18 protein-coding genes and 1 tRNA gene are annotated in these 18839 nt (G+C 74.1%); 12 read left to right on the top strand and 7 right to left on the bottom strand.

Annotated features, from left to right (window positions below):
* The first annotated feature begins 30 nt into the window (after positions 1 to 30).
* The 6 genes from plsX to LY05_RS02145 all read left to right on the top strand — a co-directional run bounded on the left by plsX (position 31) and on the right by LY05_RS02145 (position 4659).
* Entirely contained in the window at positions 31 to 1185 is a 1155-nt protein-coding gene (gene plsX, locus LY05_RS02170) for a phosphate acyltransferase PlsX (RefSeq protein WP_148921925.1), read from the top strand.
* Positions 1182 to 2159 carry a beta-ketoacyl-ACP synthase III gene (locus tag LY05_RS02165; protein WP_072746209.1) on the top strand — a complete coding sequence of 326 codons (978 nt, stop codon included), beginning with the start codon at positions 1182 to 1184 and terminating at the stop codon, positions 2157 to 2159. The genes plsX and LY05_RS02165 overlap by 4 nt, the downstream gene beginning before the upstream one ends.
* Before the next feature lie 168 nt (positions 2160 to 2327).
* A complete protein-coding gene (gene ihfA, locus LY05_RS02160) occupies positions 2328 to 2657 on the top strand; it encodes an integration host factor subunit alpha (protein ID WP_148921924.1) in 330 nt (109 codons plus the stop codon).
* A 93-nt stretch (positions 2658 to 2750) separates the two neighbouring features.
* Entirely contained in the window at positions 2751 to 3290 is a 540-nt protein-coding gene (locus tag LY05_RS02155; protein ID WP_148921923.1) for a MerR family transcriptional regulator, read from the top strand.
* A gap of 115 nt (positions 3291 to 3405) precedes the next feature.
* Positions 3406 to 3482 (top strand) — tRNA-Pro (locus tag LY05_RS02150).
* A gap of 70 nt (positions 3483 to 3552) precedes the next feature.
* Positions 3553 to 4659, top strand: coding sequence for a 2'-deoxycytidine 5'-triphosphate deaminase (locus LY05_RS02145; RefSeq protein ID WP_170258752.1), 1107 nt, complete (start codon positions 3553 to 3555; stop codon positions 4657 to 4659).
* A gap of 18 nt (positions 4660 to 4677) precedes the next feature.
* On the opposite strand, the gene scpB is transcribed toward LY05_RS02145, so the two are convergent.
* The 6 genes from scpB to LY05_RS02115 form a co-directional block, all read right to left on the bottom strand.
* Positions 4678 to 5289: an SMC-Scp complex subunit ScpB gene (gene scpB, locus LY05_RS02140; protein ID WP_148922016.1), complete on the bottom strand. Its 612-nt coding sequence runs from the start codon at positions 5287 to 5289 to the stop codon at positions 4678 to 4680.
* 263 nt (positions 5290 to 5552) lie between these two features.
* Positions 5553 to 6347 carry a segregation and condensation protein A gene (locus tag LY05_RS02135; RefSeq protein WP_072746564.1) on the bottom strand — a complete coding sequence of 265 codons (795 nt, stop codon included), beginning with the start codon at positions 6345 to 6347 and terminating at the stop codon, positions 5553 to 5555.
* Positions 6348 to 6384: 37 nt separating this feature from the next.
* Positions 6385 to 7395, bottom strand: coding sequence for a glycoside hydrolase family 3 N-terminal domain-containing protein (locus tag LY05_RS02130; protein WP_148921921.1), 1011 nt, complete (start codon positions 7393 to 7395; stop codon positions 6385 to 6387).
* Positions 7392 to 8372, bottom strand: coding sequence for an SPOR domain-containing protein (locus tag LY05_RS02125; RefSeq protein WP_170258750.1), 981 nt, complete (start codon positions 8370 to 8372; stop codon positions 7392 to 7394). Before LY05_RS02125 ends, LY05_RS02130 begins: the two co-directional genes overlap by 4 nt.
* Before the next feature lie 75 nt (positions 8373 to 8447).
* Complete coding sequence (gene argS, locus LY05_RS02120) at positions 8448 to 10187, bottom strand: arginine--tRNA ligase (RefSeq protein ID WP_148921919.1); 1740 nt, start codon at positions 10185 to 10187, stop codon at positions 8448 to 8450.
* A 364-nt stretch (positions 10188 to 10551) separates the two neighbouring features.
* Positions 10552 to 11733, bottom strand: coding sequence for a deoxyguanosinetriphosphate triphosphohydrolase (locus tag LY05_RS02115; protein WP_148921918.1), 1182 nt, complete (start codon positions 11731 to 11733; stop codon positions 10552 to 10554).
* A 150-nt stretch (positions 11734 to 11883) separates the two neighbouring features.
* On the opposite strand from LY05_RS02115, the gene LY05_RS02110 reads away from it, so the two are divergent.
* The 6 genes from LY05_RS02110 (at position 11884) to LY05_RS02085 (ending at position 17882) form a co-directional block, all read left to right on the top strand.
* On the top strand, positions 11884 to 12219 hold the full coding sequence (locus tag LY05_RS02110; RefSeq protein ID WP_211356256.1) for a HesB/IscA family protein: 336 nt from the start codon (positions 11884 to 11886) through the stop codon (positions 12217 to 12219).
* Between the two features lie 369 nt (positions 12220 to 12588).
* Positions 12589 to 14652: a DNA helicase RecQ gene (recQ, locus tag LY05_RS02105; RefSeq protein ID WP_148921917.1), complete on the top strand. Its 2064-nt coding sequence runs from the start codon at positions 12589 to 12591 to the stop codon at positions 14650 to 14652.
* 243 nt (positions 14653 to 14895) lie between these two features.
* On the top strand, positions 14896 to 15678 hold the full coding sequence (gene xth / locus LY05_RS02100; RefSeq protein WP_072746217.1) for an exodeoxyribonuclease III: 783 nt from the start codon (positions 14896 to 14898) through the stop codon (positions 15676 to 15678).
* Between the two features lie 79 nt (positions 15679 to 15757).
* On the top strand, positions 15758 to 16843 hold the full coding sequence (locus tag LY05_RS02095; RefSeq protein ID WP_072746218.1) for an Mrp/NBP35 family ATP-binding protein: 1086 nt from the start codon (positions 15758 to 15760) through the stop codon (positions 16841 to 16843).
* Complete coding sequence (locus tag LY05_RS02090) at positions 16840 to 17091, top strand: hypothetical protein (protein WP_148921916.1); 252 nt, start codon at positions 16840 to 16842, stop codon at positions 17089 to 17091. Before LY05_RS02095 ends, LY05_RS02090 begins: the two co-directional genes overlap by 4 nt.
* Complete coding sequence (locus LY05_RS02085) at positions 17088 to 17882, top strand: TerC family protein (RefSeq protein ID WP_072746220.1); 795 nt, start codon at positions 17088 to 17090, stop codon at positions 17880 to 17882. The genes LY05_RS02090 and LY05_RS02085 overlap by 4 nt, the downstream gene beginning before the upstream one ends.
* Positions 17883 to 17916: 34 nt before the next feature.
* Here the strand turns inward: LY05_RS02085 and LY05_RS02080 are convergent, their stop codons facing one another.
* Positions 17917 to 18729: a hypothetical protein gene (locus LY05_RS02080; RefSeq protein ID WP_148921915.1), complete on the bottom strand. Its 813-nt coding sequence runs from the start codon at positions 18727 to 18729 to the stop codon at positions 17917 to 17919.
* Positions 18730 to 18839 lie beyond the last annotated feature (110 nt).

Below are 18839 nucleotides of genomic sequence, written 5' to 3'. Positions count from 1 at the left end.
GCCCCCCTCTGACGAAGCGGCCCCCGCCGGATGATCGAGACGGATGAAGCACAACGCGCCTCGTCCCGCGCCGCCGGCGCCGCGGCGCCGGAGGGCGCAGAGCGGCCCCCGGCGGTGATCTCGATCGACGCCATGGGCGGCGACCGCGGCCCGGCCGCGGTGGTCGCCGGCATGGCCAAGGCGGCGCGCCACGATCCGGACCTGCGCTTCATCGTCCATGGCGACGAGGCCGAGCTGCGCCGGCTGTTGCGCCGGCGCTCGGGCCTGGCGGCGCGGGTCGAGCTGCGCCATGCCGAGGGCGAGGTGTCGATGGACGACAAGCCCTCGCGCGTGATGCGCAACGCGCGCGGCACCTCGATGCTGGGCGCGATCGACGCCGTGGCGCGCGACGAGGCGGGCGCCGCCGTCTCTTGCGGCAACACGGGCGCGCTGATAGCGCTGTCGGTGCTGCGTCTGCGGCGCGCGCCGGGGGTGGACCGCCCGGCGATCGCCGTGTTCTGGCCCTCACGCAATCCGGCGGGCTACAACATCGTCCTCGACGTGGGCGCCGACATCCGCGCCGACCCGCACAACCTGCTGCAATACGCCGTCATGGGCGCCGAATACGCGCGGCTGGGCCTGCGGCTGGACAAGCCGCGGGTGGGGCTGCTGAACGTCGGCTCCGAGGCGCACAAGGGCGGGGCCGAGCGCGGCCAGGCCTCGGCGCTGATCGGCGCGCGCGCGGCCGAGCCGGGCGCGGGCTTCGACTATGTCGGCTTCGTCGAGGGCGGCGACATCCTGTCCGACCGGGTGGACGTCATCGTCACCGACGGCTTCACAGGGAACATCGCGCTCAAGACCGCCGAGGGCACCGCCAGTCTCATCAACGAACTGCTGCGCGCCGCCTTCGCCCACAGCCCCCTCAGCCGGCTGGGCGCGCTGGCCGCCTACACCTCGCTGCAAAGGCTGCGCAAGCGCATCGACCCGCGGCGCGTGAACGGCGGCGTGTTCCTGGGGCTGAACGGGGCCGTGGTCAAGAGCCATGGCGGCGCCGACGCGACCGGTTTCGCCGCCGCGATCCGCCTGGCGGCGCGCATGGCGCGAACCGGCTTTCCGCAGCGCGTGGCGCAGCAGGTTGCAAAGGCGCTCCGCGCCCCCGAGACTGCGGCGGCCGAATCGTCACAGTCCAGGGGTGGAGAGACATGAGCGTAAGGCGCGCGGCGCCCGTGGGGTGCGGACACTACCTGCCCGAACGGGTGGTCGAGAATGCCGAGTTCGCGGCCACGCTCGACACGAGCGACGAATGGATCCGCTCGCGCTCGGGCATCGAGCGACGGCGCTTCGCCGCGCCGGACGAAAAGACCTCGGATCTTGCGACCCACGCCGCGCGCGCGGCGCTGGCCAATGCGGGGATGGAGGCGAACGAGCTGGACGCCATCATCCTGGCCACGGCCACGCCCGACCAGACCTTCCCCTCGACCGCGACCCGGGTGCAGCACGCGCTGGGCATGACGCGCGGCTTCGCCTTCGACGTGCAGGCGGTGTGCGCGGGCTTCATCTTCGCCCTGTCCACCGCCAACTCGATGATCGTCTCGGGCCAGGCGCGCAACGTCATGGTCATCGGCGCCGAGACCTTCACCCGCATCATGGACTGGACCGACCGCTCGACCTGCGTGCTGTTCGGCGACGGGGCCGGCGCGCTGATCCTGTCGGCGGACGAGGGCGAGGGCACCCTGGCCGATCGCGGCGTGCTGGCCACGCGGCTGCACTCGGACGGCGCGCACAACCAGCTGCTCTACGTCGACGGCGGCCCCTCGGCCACGCAGACCGTGGGCGTGCTGCGCATGGAGGGGCGCAAGGTCTTCCAGCACGCGGTGCAGAAGCTGGCCGAGGTGGCGCACGAGGCCATGGAGGCCGTCGGCGCGCGCCCCGAGGACATCGACTGGATGGTGCCCCATCAGGCCAACATCCGCATCATCGAGGCCACCGCGCGCAAGACCGGCCTGCCGATGGAGAAGGTCGTGGTCACGGTCCAGAATCACGGCAACACCTCGGCCGCCTCGATCCCGCTGGCGCTGAGCGAGGCGGCGGCCGAGGGCCGCATCCGCCGCGGCGACCTGCTGCTGATGGAGGCCATCGGCGGCGGCCTGGCCTGGGGCGCGGCGCTGGTGCGCTGGTAAGGCGCGGCGCCGCTTGACGCGCCGCAGCATCGCGCCGGGCCAAGGCGTTGATATTGACTCCAATTCCCCCCACCCCCTAGGCTTTGCGCCATGCGGCGCGGCGCGCCGCGCGCAACGATCGGGCCGCAAAGAACGGTCCGCCGGACAACGACAGGGAAGGGGCGCGCAATGCCCAAGACTTACACCCGGCTCGATCTGAGCGAGGCGGTCTATCGAGAGGTGGGCCTGTCGCGCAACGAATCGGCCGAGCTCGTCGAGAGCATCCTGCGGCATGTCTCCGACGCGCTGGTGCGTGGCGAGACGGTGAAGATCTCGTCCTTCGGCACCTTCGTGGTGCGCGAGAAGGGCGCGCGCATGGGGCGCAACCCCAAGACGGGCGAGGAAGTGCCCATCGAGCCCCGGCGGGTGCTGGTGTTCCGCCCCTCGCACATCCTCAAGGACAGGGTGAACGGGGGCAAGGCCGACGCGCCCGAGTCGCAGCGCGAAGACGCCGTCTGACGACGGGCGCGCCCCTCGGGCGCAGGGCGGGCAGGCGCCGCCCCGAAGCGGCGAAGGCGATGAGCGCGCCCCATCCGGGCGCAGGGAGGGAACGTGCCGAGATCGGTCGAAAAGTCGCCCCAGGCCTTCCGCACCATCTCGGAGGTGGCCGAGCTGCTGGACGTGCCCGCCCATGTCCTGCGCTTCTGGGAGACGCGCTTTCCCCAGATCAAGCCGGTCAAGCGCGGCAACGGCCGCCGCTACTACCGCCCCGAGGATGTGGACCTGCTTCTGGGCATCCGCGAGATGCTCTACGAGGACGGGCTGACGATTCGCGGCGCGCAGAAGGTGCTGCGCCAAAAGGGGGCGAAGCATGTGATCGCCCGCGGCGCGGCCCTGCACGATGGCGCGGGCGCGGCGCAAGCGGCCGACGCGCCCGCCCGGCCCCAGCCCGCCGAATCCCTGCCCACCGAATCCCTGCCCGACCAGGCCCTGCCCGACCGGTCGGCGCCCGCGGCGCAGGGCGCGCCCGATCCCGCCGCCGGGCCCGCCCCGAGCGCCCCGGCGCGGCCGGACCGGGCGCGGGTGCTGGCCGTGATCCGCAAGCTCGAGGCCCTGCGCGAGCGCCTGCGCACCGATCCCGCCGCGCTCTGAGCCCGCGCCCGGCGGGGGCGCCCCGGCTTGCGGCTTGCGCCCGCGCGGGCGCGAAATTTCCAACCCCTGCCCCCTTGCAAGACGGCGCGCGGCGCAGTAAACCCCGTGCCATCAACGGGCTGTAGCGCAGCTTGGTAGCGCGTCCGTCTGGGGGACGGAAGGTCGTGAGTTCGAATCTCGCCAGCCCGACCATATGGGACGCCAGCCCTGCGGGGCTGGCGTCTTGCGTTTGCGCGCATCGCACCGCGAGGGAGGAGACGCCGTGACCGATGCCATCGCTCCGGGGCCGGGCGTGCTGCCGGCCCAAAGCATCCGCGCCATGATCGCCCGCGGCATGATCCGCGCCGACGGCCCGATCGAGCCGGTCCAGATCCAGCCCGCCAGCCTTGACCTGCGCCTGGGCGCGCGGGCCTACCGGGTGCGCGCCTCGTTCCTGGCGCGCGGGCGCAGCGTGGCCCGGCGGCTGGACGAATTCGCCATGCACGAGATCGACCTCGCGCCCGGCGCGGTGCTGGAGAAGGGCTGCGTCTATGTCGTGCCGCTGCGCGAATCGCTGGCGCTGCCGGCCGACGTGCACGCGGTGGCGAACGCCAAGAGCTCGACCGGGCGGCTTGACCTGCTCACCCGCCTCATCGCCGATCGCGGGCAGGAATTCGACCGCGTCGAGGCGGGCTACGAAGGCCCGCTCTACGCCGAGATCTCGCCGCGCTCCTTCTCGGTCCTGGTGCGGCCGGGGATGCGGCTGAACCAGATCCGCTTCCGGCGCGGCCGCGCGTCGCTGACCGACGACGAGCTGCGCGCCCTGCACGCCAGGGTCGGGCTGGTGGACGTCGAGCCGGTGATCGACCAGGGGCTGGGCTTTTCGGTCGATCTGTCCATGCCCGGCGGCGGCCCGGCGGGCTGGCGCGCGCGCCCCCATGCGGGGCTGGTCGACCTGGACCGCATCGGCCATTACGACCCCCTCGACTTCTGGGAGCCGGTGCTGCCCGCGCGCTCGGGCTCGGTCATTCTGGACCCCGGCGCGTTCTACATCCTCGTCAGCCGCGAAAGCGTGCATGTTCCGCCCGACTGCGCCGCCGAGATGGCGCCCTACCTGGCCATGGCGGGCGAGTTCCGCGTGCATTACGCCGGCTTCTTCGACCCGGGCTTCGGCCATGCGGCGGCGGGGGGCGCGGGTTCGCGCGGGGTGCTCGAGGTGCGCTGCTACGAGGCGCCCTTCGCGCTCGAGCACGGGCAGGTGGTGGGGCGGCTGGTCTACGAGCGCATGGCCGAGCGCCCCGAGGTGCTCTACGGCGCGGGGCTGGGCTCGAACTACCAGGGCCAGGGGCTGAAGCTGGCCAAGCAGTTCCGCGACCCCGCGGGCGGCTGAGCGCGGCCCCGTCCGGGGTCAGTCGAACATGTCCTGCTGGGGGGCGCCGGGATCGTCGGCGCCGTCCTCGTCGGCCTCGTGCAGGCGCGCGTCCAGCAGGCCCGCCTCGCGCAGCTCGCGCAGGCCGGGCAGATCCCTGGCGCTTTCCAGGCCGAAATGGTCGAGGAAGGCGTCGGTGACGACGAAGGTCACCGGCCGGCCGGGCGTCGCGCGCCGCCGCCCGAGGCGGATCCAGCCGCGCTCCATCAGCAGATCGATCGTGCCCTTGGACACGGCCACGCCGCGGATCTCTTCGATCTCGGCGCGGGTGACGGGCTGGTGGTAGGCGATGATGGCCAGCGTCTCGATGGCGGCGCGCGAAAGGGGGCGGGTCTCGACGGTTTCGCGGCTCATCAGGAAGCCGAGATCGGGCGCGGTGCGAAAGGCCCAGCGCTCGCCGGCGCGGCGCAGCGTCACCCCCCTGCCCTCGTAGCGGCGCGCCAGCAGGCGCAGCGCCTCGCGCGCATCCGATCCGGGGGGCATGCGCGACTCGATCTCGGCGACGCTCAGCGGCTCGGCCGAGGCGAAGAGAATGGCCTCGACCATGCGCTCCTGCTCGGCCAGCGAGGGGGGCGAGAACAGCGCCTCCATCGCCGGGCGCGCGGCGCTGGGCGCGGCGTCCGGCCCGGCTTCGGGCGCGTCGGCTTGGGGCGCGGCGCGCGTCTTCGCGGCGCTTTCGGGCGCGGTCCCGGGGGCGGCGGCGTCGGGCGCGGCGCGCCCTTTCGCGGCATTCCCGCGTGCGCCGGCGTCGGGCGCGCCGCCGCCGGGGGCCCGGCCCGCGCCGGCCGAGGGCGCGCGGCCCGCCGGCGCGGGCGGGGCGTCGGCGCGCGGGCGCGGGGCGTCGTCGCGCGCGCTCATGCGGCGGGGCCCGCGCGGCGGCGCAGGCTGATCTCGCCGAAGGTCTCGGTCTGGCGGATCTCGGCCTCGCCGCGCTTGACGAGCTCGAGCGAGGCGGCGAAGGCCGCCGCCAGCGCCGAGCGGCGCTTTTCGGGGCGCGCGCGCCATTCGGGCGGCAGGAAGGCGCGCAGGCTGCGCCATTCCAGCGCCTCGCCGATCACGCCGCGCAAGCGTTCGAGCGCCTCTTCCATGGTGAAGACCTGCGCGCGGCGCAGGTGCAGCGGGCGGTATTCGTCGCGCGTGCGCAGGCGGGCGTAGGCGCGCATCAGGTCGATCAGGCGCGCGTCGTATTCCACCCGCCGCACCGCGCGCACGCTCTCGGGCGCGCCGCGCGCGAAGACGTCGCGCCCGAGCTGGTCGCGCGCCATCAGCCGCGCCCCGGCGCGGCGCATGGCCTCGAGCCGCTCGAGCTGGAAGGCGAGGCGCGCGGCCATCTCTTCGGCGTCGGGGCCTTCCTCGGACGGCTCGGGCGGCAGCAGCAGGCGCGATTTCAGAAAGGCCAGCCACGCCGCCATGACCAGGTAGTCGGCGGCCAGCTCGATGCGCAGGCGCCGCGCGGCCTCGACGAAGGTCAGGTATTGCTCGGCCAGCTGCAGGATCGAGATGCGGCGCAGGTCCACCTTCTGCGTCCGCGCCAGCGTCAGCAATAGATCGAGCGGGCCCTCGAAGCCGTCCAGATCGACCACCAGCGCCTCGGCCGCGCGGCGCGCTTCGGGCGAAAGGGGCTCGGGGCCGGCGCGGCCGTCGGCCATCTCGCGCGCAAGCGGCGCGCCGGGGCGCGGCGCGCGCTCAGACATCGGCGCGCTCCTGATTGAGATAGGCGTGGCGGCGGTCGGCCTCGTCGGGGTCGAAGGGGGCGGGCGCGCGCCGGCGCGCCAGCGCGGCCTCGGCCCGGCGCAGGGCGTCGCGGGCCAGAAGCGGGGTCAGGGCCGCCACCTGCCGCATCTGGGCAAGGTCGCCGTTGCAGTGCAGCGCCACGTCGCAGCCCGCGGCGATGGCCTCGGCCGCGCGCTGCGGGACGGGCCCCGACAGCGCCTCCATGCCGATGTCGTCGGTCATCAGCAGCCCGTCGAAGCCGATGCGCCGGCGGATGAGGGCGATGCAGTCGGGCGAGACGGTCGCGCAGCGCTCGGGGTCGATGGCGCGGTAGATCATGTGCGCCGTCATCATCATGGGCATGTCGGCCAGGGCGCGGAAGGGGGCGAAGTCCTCTTCGAGCGCGTCGACCGGCGCGTCCGTAACCGGCAGCGCGCGGTGGGCGTCCAGCGTGGCGCGGCCATAGCCGGGCACATGCTTGACCACCGGCAGCACCCCGCCTTCGAGCAGCGCCTCGGCCGCCGCGCGCCCGCGCCGCGCCACCGGCCCCGCCCTGTCGCCCAGCGCCCGGTCGGCGATGATCGGATCGGCGTCGGGGCGCGCCACGTCCACCATCGGCGCGCAGTTCACGTCGATGCCGACGGCGCGCAGCTCGTGCGCGATCAGCCGATGGCGCAGGCGCAGCCCCGTCAGCACGGCGGCGTCGGGCAGGCGGGCGCAGAAATCGGGCAGGCGCGGCCACTCGCGCCAATGGGGGGCGCGCATGCGCGCGACGCGCCCGCCCTCCTGGTCGATCAGGATCGGGGCCTCGCGCCCGACCGCCTCGCGCAGCGCGCCGGTCAGGCGGCGCAGCTGGTCGGGCGCCGCGACGTTGCGCGCGAAGAGGATGAAGCCCCAGGGGTCGGCCTCGGCGAAGAAGGCGCGCTCGTCCGCGGTCAGCTCGGGGCCGGACAGGCCGAAGATGACGGCGCGCGGGGCGCTCATCGGCCCGCCCGCGCGACGATGCAGGCCTCGCCCCGACCCTTGAGCGCGGCGCACAGCTCTTCGGCGCGGGCGCGGTCGGGAAGGGGGCCGGCGCGCAGGCGATGCAGGGTGCGGCCGCCCGACTGGACCGGCACGACCACATGGGTCAGCCCGCCCAGCAGCGCGCCGTTGCGGCGCAGATGCTCGCGCCACTGGCCCTCGGCCACCTCGGGGCTGGCGAAGGCGCCCAGCTGCACCAGAACGTCGCCCGGCTTGATGACCGGGGGCGCGGGGGGCGGCGCCTCGGGGGCGGCGGCGGCGCGGCCGGCGGCCGGGCGTCCGGGGGCGATGGGGGCGACGCGCGGCGCGAGGGCGCTGGCGTCGACCGGCTCGGGCGTCGCCTCGGCCGCGGCCGGGGCGGGGTTCGGCGCCGGGGAGGACGCGGCGGGGGCGGACGCGGCGGGGGTGGACGCGGCGGGGGCGGACTCGGCGGGGGCTGCGGGCGCGGAAGGCATGGCGGGCGCGTCGTCGGCCTCGCCCAGCGCGCGGCTGACCAGCGCGTCGAGCGCGCCGGCGCCAGCATCCGCCGCGGCGTCCGCATCCTCGTCCGCCGGCGCGCTCGGGCCCTCGGTCCCCGCCGGGGAGCGGGTCGGGGCGGGCAGCAGCGCGGGGGGCAGATCCTCGTCGGCCAGCGGCTCGGGCGGCGGGGCCAGGCGCTCGGCGCCGTCCTGGGCCTCGCCCGAGACGATGCGGGTCACGGCACGGTCGGCCTCGTCCAGCGTCAGCCCGCCCGGATCTTCGGGGCGGATCTTCATCGGCCCCTCGACGGCGCGGATGACCGGCACCTGGGCGGGGTCGCGCTGGACCAGACGCCAGCTCCACAGCGCCAGGGCGCCGATCAGCGTCAGCGCCGCCGCCGCGCCCAGCCCCGCCCAAAGGGGGCCGGCGCGGCGCGGCGCCGCGGCGTCCATGGGATCATCCTGCGCGTGCTGCGCCATGAGGAGCTTCGCCTGTATCGAGGGCGGCGCCATGCTGCGCCGCCTGCCGCCCGAGCCCCGACATCTAGCGTGCGTTCACCGCATCTCGTCCATCGGGGTCACCCCCAGAATACCAAGACCGGCGGCGATGACAACCGCCGCGGCAGACAGCAGCGCCAGACGCGCCAGCGTGCCCGCCGGATCGTCGGGCTGGACGAAGCGCAGCGCCGGCTCGTCCTTGCCCTTGTTCCACAGCCCGTGCAGCTCGGCGGCCAGCTCCTGCAGGAAGAAGGCGACGCGGTGCGGCTCGTGGCTGCGGGCGGCGGCCTCGACCTGGCGCGGCCAGTCGGCGATGCGCGCGGCCAGCGCCAGCTCGGCCGGATGGGCCAGCGGCGTCAGGTCGGCCTGCGGCACGGCGGCGACGTCGATCCCCGCCTCGGCGGCCGCGCGCAGGGCCGAGCGCGCCCGCGCATGGGCGTATTGCACATAGAACACCGGGTTGTCGCGCGACTGCTCCAGCGCCTTGGCGAAGTCGAAGTCGAGCGGCGCGTCGTTCTTGCGCGTCAGCATCATGAAGCGCGTCACGTCGGGGCCCACCTCGTCCACCACGTCGCGCAGCGTCACGAACGAGCCGGCGCGCTTGGACATCTTGAAGGGCTGGCCGTTCTTGTAGAGCTTGACGAGCTGGCACAGCTTGACGTCCAGCGGCACCTTCTCGTCGCTGAGCGCCGCCACGGCGGCCTTCATGCGCTTGACGTAGCCGCCATGATCCGCGCCGAACACGTCGATCAGCAGGTCGAAGCCGCGCCGCACCTTGTCGTAGTGATAGGCGATGTCGGGGGCGAAATAGGTCCACGAGCCGTCCGACTTCTTCAGCGGCCGGTCCACGTCGTCGCCGAAGGCGGTGGCGCGGAACAGGGTCTGGGGGCGGGGCTCCCAATCCTCGGGGGTCTTGCCCTTGGGCGGCTCGAGCACGCCGACATAGATCAGCCCCTTCTTCTCGAGCGCGGCCAGCGCCTCTTCGATCAGCCCGGTGCCGTAGAGCGACTTCTCCGAGAAGAACACGTCCATGCGCACGCCCAGCGCGGCAAGGTCCTCGCGGATCAGGTCCATCATCATGGCGGTGGCGAACTCGCGCACATCGGGCAGCCATTCTGATTCGGGCTTGCCCAGCAGCGCGTCGCCGTATTTCTCCTTCAGCGCGGCGCCGACGGGGATGAGGTAGTCGCCGGGATAGAGGCCCTCGGCGATCTCGGGCTCGAGGCCGTGCGCCTCGCGGTAGCGCTCGTAGGCCGAACGCGCCAGCACGTCCACCTGCGCGCCGCCGTCGTTGATGTAGTATTCGCGCGTGACGTCATAGCCGGCGAAATCGAGCAGGCTGGCCAGCGCGTCGCCGAACACCGCGCCGCGCGTGTGGCCCACATGCAGCGGCCCGGTGGGGTTGGCCGAGACGTATTCGACGTTGACCCGCTGGCCGCGGCCCATGTCCGAACGGCCGAAATCGGTTCCCGCCGCCAGCGCCGCCGCCACCGCGTCGCGCCACACCTGCGGCGACAGGCGCAGGTTCAGAAAGCCGGGGCCCGCGACCTCGGCCGACAGCACGCGCGCGTCGGCCTGAAGGCGCGGCGCCAGCATGGCGGCGATGTCGCGCGGCTTGAGCCCGGCCGGACGCGCCAGAACCATCGCGGCGTTGGTGGCCATGTCGCCATGGGCCGGATCGCGCGGCGGCTCGACCGCGACGTTGGACAGGTCCAGCCCCTGGGGCAGCGCGCCTTCGGCGGCGAGCGCGTTCAGGCTGTCGAGGACGAGCGTCTTGATGTCGGCGTAAAGATTCATCGGGTCGGCTCCGGCAGAGGGTCGGGCGCGCCGCCCGCGGCGGACGGCGGCGGACGGCGGCGGCTTGGGCGTGTCCTATCATGCTCTGCGCCGGGGTCAACGCGCGCCGCGCGGCGCGGGCGCCGCCCGGCGGCCGTCAGGCGCGAAAGGCGGGGGCGCGCCGGCGGGCGCGAATGGAAAAGAGGCGCGGCCAGGCGCGAACGGGAAAGCGGCGCCGCCAGGGGCGAACGGGAAAGCGGCGCCCGCCGCGCCCCATGGCGCCCCCGCGGGCCGAGGGCGGCCGGCGTGCGGCAAGGGCGCGCCCTTGCATCGGATCGCGCGCGTCGCGGGCGGCGGCGTGGACAGCGGCGCGGGGGGGCGGCGCTCAGACCCGCGCCTGCGGGTCGGTCAGCGCCTTGTGCTCCTGCAGCGCGAAGCGGTCGGTCATGCCGGCTATGTAGTCGGCCACCACCCGCGCGCGCGCCGCCTCCGAGGGCGCCGCCTCGGCGCGCAGGCGCCAGTCGTCGGGCAGGACGCCGGGCGAGTCCATGAAGATGGCGAACAGCTCGCGCACCACCGCCGCCGCCTTGCGCCGCATGCGCCGCACCTTCCAGTGCCGATACATGCGCGTGAACAGGAAGGCGCGGATCTGGCGCAGATCCTCGCGCAGCGCATCCGAGAAGGCGATCATGGGCGCCCCCGCCTCGCGCACGTCCTGCGCCGAGCGCGGCGCGGCGGCCTCGAGGCGGCGGCGGCTTTCGCACAGCACGTCCTCGACCATGACGCCGAAGACGCGGCGCAGCGCCTCGTGCTGCAGGCGCTGGGGCTCGAGCCCCGGCCAGCGCCGCTCGACCTCGGCGAAGCAGGGGCCGACGATGGGCAGCGCGCGCGCCTCGTCCAGCGTGAACAGGCCCGCGCGCAGGCCGTCGTCCAGATCGTGGTTGTTGTAGGCGATGTCGTCCGACAGCGCCGCGACCTGCGCCTCGGCCGAGGCGTGGGTGGTCAGCTCGAGCCCGTGGCGCGCGTCGCACTCGGCGAGGCAGGGCGGCAGGCCGTCGCGCTCCATCCCCGGCGCCAGGGGCGGGCCGTTGTGCTTGGCGATGCCCTCGAGCGTCTCCCAGGTCAGGTTGAGGCCGTCGAACTCGGCATAGCGGGTCTCGAGCTCGGTGACGATCTTGAGCGCCTGCGCGTTGTGGTCGAAGCCGCCGTAAGGCGCCATGCAGGCATGCAGCGCATCCTCGCCGGTGTGGCCGAAGGGCGGATGGCCCAGATCGTGCGCCAGCGCCACGGCCTCGGCCAGCTCCTCGTCCAGGCCCAGCGTGCGCGAGATGGTGCGCGCCACCTGCGCCACCTCGAGCGAGTGCGTCAGCCGCGTGCGGTAATAGTCGCCCTCATGCTCGACGAAGACCTGCGTCTTGTGCTTGAGGCGGCGGAAGGCGGACGAGTGGATGATGCGGTCGCGGTCGCGCTGGAAGGGCGAGCGATGGGCGCTTTCGGGTTCGGGATGCAGGCGCCCGCGGCTGCGGGCCGGATCGCAGGCCCACGGGGCCCGAGAGCTGGCGGTCATGGTCGGTTTCCGTTCCTGTCGGCGCGCCGGCGGCGCAAGGCGCCTTGCCGCGGCGGGGCGGGCGCATACATGATGGGTCGGCACGCTATAGCGCAATCGCCGCGCTAGGGGAACGCGCCCGCGCGGCGCACAAGGATCGGACGCTGGAACATGGACATCGCCCTGCCCCCGAAGGTCACCGAACGCGCCTTCGAGCGGTTGTCGCAGATCGCCCGCGAGGCGGGCCGCCCCGCGCTGCTGCGTGTGGCGGTGGACGGCGGCGGCTGCTCGGGCTTTCAGTATCGGATCGAGCTGGCCGACGCGCCCGAGGAGGACGATTTGCGCATCGCCCGCGGCGACGCGATGGTGCTGATCGACCCGGTGTCGCTGCCCTTTCTGTCGGGCGCGACCATCGACTTCACGCGCGAGCTGATCGGCGCGCGCTTCGCGGTGGACAACCCCAACGCCTCGTCAAGCTGCGGCTGCGGAACCTCCTTCTCGATCTGAGGCCCCGCGCCCCACGCGCCCCGCCCCTGCCCTTGCGGCGCGGGGCCGGGGCAGGGGCAGGGCGCGTGGGGCGCGTCTGATTTCTCCTCGCACGCCGCGCCGGGCAAGTGCACCGACCATGCCGCCCGCCGCCGCGCCGGCCGCGCCGATCGCCGCACGGCCGGGCCCTTGGCGCAGGATGCGCCGCGCCAGGACGCCCGAGCGCGACCGCCGCCCGCCCCGCCGCGGCGCGCGGCGGCCTTGCGCGCCCCCGATGCGCGCCCCGATGCGCCGCCCCGATGCCCGCCCCGATGCGCCCGCCCGATGCGCGCCCCGATGGGCCCAAGCGCCGCGCTGGCGCCGCGCGCGCGAATCCGGCACAAGGCGCGCATGGATCACGTTCGCTCGCTGCTCAAGACCGTCTTCGGCTTCGACGCCTTCCGCCCCGGCCAGGAAGAGATCGTCAGCGCCATCATGGCCGGCGAGGACGTTCTGGCCATCATGCCCACCGGCGGCGGCAAGTCGCTGTGCTACCAGCTTCCCGCCATCGCCCGCCCCGGCCTGACGCTGGTCGTCTCGCCCCTGATCGCGCTGATGCGCGACCAGGTCGAGGGCCTGCGCGCGGCGGGCGTAGAGGCGGGGGCGCTGACCTCGGCCAACGGCCCCGAGGAAAACCGCCGCGTGCTCGAGGCCATCGACTCCGGCGCGCTCAAGCTGCTCTACCTTGCGCCCGAGCGGCTCGACTCGGCCGGCCCCATGCTGCGCCGCGCGGGCGTGTCGCTGCTGGCGGTGGACGAGGCCCATTGCGTCAGCCAGTGGGGGCATGACTTCCGCCCCGACTACCTGCGCATCGGCGAGCTGCGGCGGGCGCTGGGCGACGTGCAGACCGCCGCCTTCACCGCCACCGCCGACGCCGAGACCCGCGCCGAGATCGCCGCCAAGCTGTTCGCCGACCCGCCGCGCGTGTTCCTGCGCGGCTTCGACCGGCCGAACCTGTTCCTGGCCTTCCAGCCCAAGACCTCGCCGCGCCGGCAGCTGCTGGACTTCGTGCGCCCGCGCGCGGGGCGTTCGGGCATCGTCTATGCCGGCTCGCGCAACAAGACCGAGGTCCTGGCCAAGGCGCTGAACGATGCGGGCGTGCCCGCCCTGCCCTATCACGCGGGGCTCGACCCCGAGGCGCGCGCCCTGCACCAGGACCGCTTCCAGCGCGAGGACGGGCTGGTCATCTGCGCCACCGTGGCCTTCGGCATGGGCGTGGACAAGCCCGACATCCGCTTCGTCGTCCATGCCGACCTGCCCAAATCCGTCGAGGCCTATTACCAGGAGATCGGCCGCGCCGGGCGCGATGGCGCCCCGGCCGAGACGCTGACCCTCTACGGCGTCGAGGACATCAAGCTGCGGCGCATGCAGATCGAGGAAAGCCAGGCCCCCGAGGCGCGAAAACGCGCCGATCACGCGCGCCTCAACGCGCTGCTGGCCCTGGCCGAGGCCCCGCGCTGCCGGCGCCAGACCCTGCTGGCCTATTTCGGCGAAGAGCGCCCCGAGCCCTGCGGCGCCTGCGATCTGTGCCGCCAGCCGCCCGAGCTGTTCGACGCCACCGAGGCGGCGCAGATGGCGCTGTCGGCCATCTACCGCACGGGAGAGCGCTTCGGCGCCGGCCACATCGCGGCCGTGCTCCGCGGCGAGGACGACGCGCGCGCGCGCCAGCTGGGGCACGACCAGCTCAAGGTCTTCGGCATGGGGCGCGAGCGCTCGCGCGCGCAATGGACCAGCATCCTGCGCCAGCTGCTGGCGCTGGGGCTGACGCGGGTCGACGGCGCCACCGGCGGCTGGGCGCTGACCGAAGAGGCGCGCCCGGTGCTGCGCGGCGAGCGGCGGCTGATGCTGCGCAAGGAAACGGCGCCGCGCCGCGGCGCGGGCGACGCGCGCCCCGCCCCCGCCGCGCTGCTCGACGAGGCCGACGAGCCCCTCTTCGCCCGCCTGCGCGGCCTGCGCCGCAAGCTGGCCGAAGAGCAGGGCGTGCCCGCCTATGTCGTCTTTCCCGACCGGACGCTGATCGAGATGGCCACGCGCAAGCCCCGCACGCTGGACGAGCTGGCCGCCTGCCCCGGCGTCGGCGCGGCCAAGCTGGCGCGCTACGGCCCCGCCTTTCTCGAGGCGCTGACCGGCGCGCCGCCCCCCGACGAGCACCCCGCCCGCCTGCGCCTTGCGCCCGAGGGCCGCGGCGCCCTGTTCGACGCGCTGCGCGAGGCGCAGATCGCGCTGGCGCGCGGCGCCGACGGGGCGGGAAAGCCCATGTCGCTCGATGCGGCGACGCTGGCGCGCATCGCGCGCCGGCGCCCGCGCAGCGTCGACGAGCTGGCCGCCCTGCCCGGCGTCGGCGCCGCGCGCGCCCAGCGCTTCGGCCCCGCCTTTCTGGGCATCATCGCCGCGCATGAGGACGACGCGCCCTGACGCCGCGCCCCGGTCCCGCGCCGGCGCGCCCGAGGGCGGCGGCGACGGCCCGCACGCCCCGCCGGTTCCGCCGCCCCCGCCGCGCGCACGCGCCCGAACCGCGCCCGCACGCGCCCGGCGCCAGGACGCAGCCGCGCGCGCCGCGCATCCGACCGCGCCCCGGCCCCGCGCGCCCCGCGCGCCCTTGCCCCGGCGCCGGAGGGGCGGATATGCTCCGCCGCCCGGCCCCCTGCGGAGAAGCCCATGAAGATCGCCAGCTTCAACATCAACGGCGTCAAGGCCCGCCTGCCCGCCCTGCTGGAATGGCTGCGCGAAGCGCGCCCCGACGTCGTCGCCCTGCAGGAGATCAAGAGCCAGGACTCGACCTTCCCGCGCGAGCCCATAGAGGATCTGGGCTACAACGTCGCCACCCATGGCCAGAAAGGCTTCAACGGCGTCGCCATCCTGGCGCGCCGCCCCATCGAGGACGTCGTCCGCGGCCTGCCCGGCGACCCCGACGACGCGCAGGCGCGCTGGATCGAGGCCACCGTCGCCGGCGAGGCGGGCGCGGTGCGCGTGTGCTGCCTTTACGCGCCCAACGGCAACCCCGCGCCGGGGCCGAAATACGACTACAAGCTGGCCTGGATGGCGCGCCTCGAAGCGCACGCCGCCGAGCTGCTGGCGCGCGAAGAGCCCACCGTTCTGGCCGGCGACTGGAACGTCATTCCCCAGCCCGAGGACGCCGCCGACCCCGAGGCCTGGCGCGAGGACGCGCTGTTCCTGCCCCAAAGCCGCGCCGCCTTCCGCCGCATCCTGCACCAGGGCTGGTGGGACGCCCTGCGCACGCTGCACCCGGAAAAGGGGCTCTACACCTTCTGGGATTACCAGGCGGGGGCGTGGCGGCGCGATCACGGCATCCGCATCGACCATCTTCTGCTCAGCCCCCAGGCCGCCGACCGCCTGCGCGCCTGCGAGATCGACCGCCATGTGCGCGGCGGCGAGAAGCCCTCGGACCACGCGCCGATCTGGGCCGAGCTCGAGATCTGAGGCCGCCCGCCGCTTGCCGCGCCCGGCCGCGCGCCATAGGTAATGCGGCGACGCTCACCTCCCCGAACGAAGGCCCGCCATGACCGCCACCCGCGAAGACCTGCTCAAGGCCCTGTCCGCCGTGCTCGATCCCGAGACCGGCAAGGACATCGTCGGCGCCGACTATGTGCGCGCTCCTGCGGTCGAGGACGGGGTGGCGCGCTTCGTGCTCGAAGTTCCGGCCGAGCGGGCGGCGCGCCTCGGCCCGCTGCTCGACGCGGCGCGCGAGGCCGCCGGGCGGCTCGAGGGCGTGCGCAAGGTCTCGGCGGTGATGACCGCGCACGCGCCGGCCGGCGCGAAGGGCGCGGCAGGCCCGGCGCCCGCGCTCAAGATCGGGCGCCACCCCACGCCCCAGGCCTCGCGCCGCATCGAGGGCGTGCGCAACGTCATCGCCGTGGCCTCGGGCAAGGGCGGCGTGGGCAAGTCGACCCTGGCGGCGAACCTTGCCGCGGCGCTGGCGCGGGCGGGCCGCAAGGTCGGGCTGCTCGACGCCGACGTGCTGGGCCCCAGCCAGCCGCGCATGATGGGGCTGTCGCGCCGCCCCGTCTCGCCCGACGGCAAGACCATCGAGCCGCTCGAGGCCCATGGCGTGCGCTTCATGTCCATCGGCCTGATGGTGCCCGAGGACGAGGCCGTGATCTGGCGCGGCCCGATGCTGATGGGCGCGCTGCAGCAGATGCTGGGCCAGGTGCGCTGGGGCGAGCTGGACGCGCTGATCGTCGATCTGCCCCCCGGCACGGGCGACGTGCAGCTGACGCTGTGCCAGAAGGCCGAGGTCACCGGCGCGCTGGTGATCTCGACGCCGCAGGACGTGGCCCTTCTGGACGCGCGCAAGGCGCTGTCCATGTTCCGCAAGCTGAACACGCCGGTTCTGGGCGTGGTCGAGAACATGAGCGCCTATGTCTGCCCCAATTGCGGGCACGAGGCGCACATCTTCGGCCATGGCGGCGCCCGCGCCGAGGCCGAGCGGCTGGGCCTGCCGTTTCTGGGCGAGATCCCGCTCGACCTGCAGATCCGCCTTTCGGGCGACGAGGGCGCGCCCATCGTCGCGCGCGCGCCCGACAGCCCGCAGGCCGCGGCCTTCGTGCGGCTGGCCGAGCGGCTGGTGCGCGAGGGCGTGGCATGAGCGCGACGCTGACCGGGCTCGGGATCGGCGCGGCCTTCGCGGCGCTGTTCGCGCTGACCACGGCCAGCGGGCTTGACCGGCTCAATCAGGGGTTCTTCACCTCGTGCGGACTGGCGGCGCTGGTGGGCGCATGCCTGGCGCTCGACGGCTGGGTTCTGGCGGGGGTGGCCGGCTTCGTGGCCGGAACGGCGGCGTGGGCCGAGCTGCGCCGCGCCTGGGCCGGCGCCTTCGCACGGAGGCGCGGATGACCATTGCGCAGATGCTGGCCGACCCGGCGATCTGGGCGGCGTTCCTGGCGCTGGCGACCATGGAGATCGTGCTGGGGATCGACAACCTGATCTTCATCTCGATCGTCTCGAACCGCCTGCCCGAGGCGCGCCGCGCCGCCGCCCGGCGCATCGGCATCGCGCTGGCGCTGGGCCTGCGGCTGGTCATGCTGACGGGAATCGCCTGGATCGTCGGGCTGACCGAGCCGGTGATCGACCTGGGGCTGAGCGGCCCGCCCGGCCCGCATGGCGCGCCCGCTTTCGAGACCGCCCTGTCCTGGCGCGACATCATCCTGATCGCGGGCGGGCTGTTCCTGGTCTGGAAGGCGACGATGGAGATCCACGAAAAGCTCCAGCCCGCCGAGCATGGCATGCTTTTCGCGCCGGCGGCGGCGGCGGGCATGGCGGCGACCGTGGCGCAGATCGCGCTTCTGGACGTGGTGTTCTCGATCGACAGCATCCTGACGGCGGTGGGCATGACGCAGCACGTGCCCGTCATGATCGCCGCCGTGACGGTCGCCGTCGCGATCATGGCGCTGGCGGCGGGGCCGGTGGCCGAGTTCGTGCGCGCCAATCCCACGGTGGTGATGCTGGCGCTGGCGTTTCTGTTGATGATCGGCATGGTGCTGATCGCCGACGGCTTCGGCGTGCACGTGCCCAAGGGCTACATCTACGCGGCCATGGCCTTCTCGGCCTTCGTCGAGGGGCTGAACATGCTGGCCCGGCGCCGCGCCGCGCGCCGCAGGCCGGCAACGCGGACCGGGGGCGAGTGACGCCCGGGCGGCGTCGCCCCCCGTTCGCCCCCGTTCAGCCGCGCGCGCGTCGGCGCGCGCCGCGCGCCAGCCCCAGCCCGCCCAGCGCCAGCGCCATCAGCCCCAGCGCCCCAGGCGCGGGCACGGCGCTGGTGGTCGGGCGGTCGTACTCGATCGACGCCACGGCGCCGCTGATGTTGTCGTAGCGCAGCGCGAAGGCGCTGACCGACGCGACGCTGCCATCGGCGCCCACGGGCAGCGGCCCGCCGCCGACGAAGGCGTAGCGCCAGAGGGAATTGTTGCCGGTCAGCCCTTTCGAGCTGAGATTGGTCACGCTCAGCGCCCCGGCGGCGCCCAGATCGGCCACCGACCAGAAGCCCGAACTGGTCCCGTCGGCGTAGTCGAAGCGGAACTGGATGTCCGACGTCGAAAGGGGGTCGGCCTCGTCGATGTCGAGAAGCGTCAGCGCCGAGAACGACACGCCGCCCGGATCGAGGAAATCGAAGGTGATCTCGCCGCCCTTCGGATCGTCGTTGAGGTTCGCGCCGCCCCAGTTGATGATGAGCACGCGGCCCTGCGGGGCGGTGCCGAAGGTCGGCCCCGTCGCCAGGTCCGAATCGCCGCCGGTGCAGGTGGTTCCGAAATCGGGCCCGCAATTCGAGTCGAACAGGCCCAGAGTCGAGCCCGATCTGTTTGGAGCCACGCTGAGGCGCACGCCATAATCGGTGAATTCGTCGCCGTTCAGCGCCGGAACCCCCGAGACGACGGGCGTTCCGCCGTTCATCGTGTCGAAATCCAGCGTCATCGCCGCCGCGGGCGCGGCAATGATCGCCGCTGCGACGGCTGCGCCGCCAATGCGCTCAAACATGGTCGATCCATTCGTTTTCGGCCGCGCAGGGGCGCGGGTCGGGATCGATCATAGCGGATCGGGGCGGTTTTCACAAACCGCATTCATCTAAAATTCAACTCACGCGAGCC

The organism is Oceanicella actignis (assembly GCF_008124525.1).
GTDB lineage: Bacteria > Pseudomonadota > Alphaproteobacteria > Rhodobacterales > Rhodobacteraceae > Oceanicella > Oceanicella actignis.
This window is presented reverse-complemented; position numbering and strand designations above follow the sequence as displayed.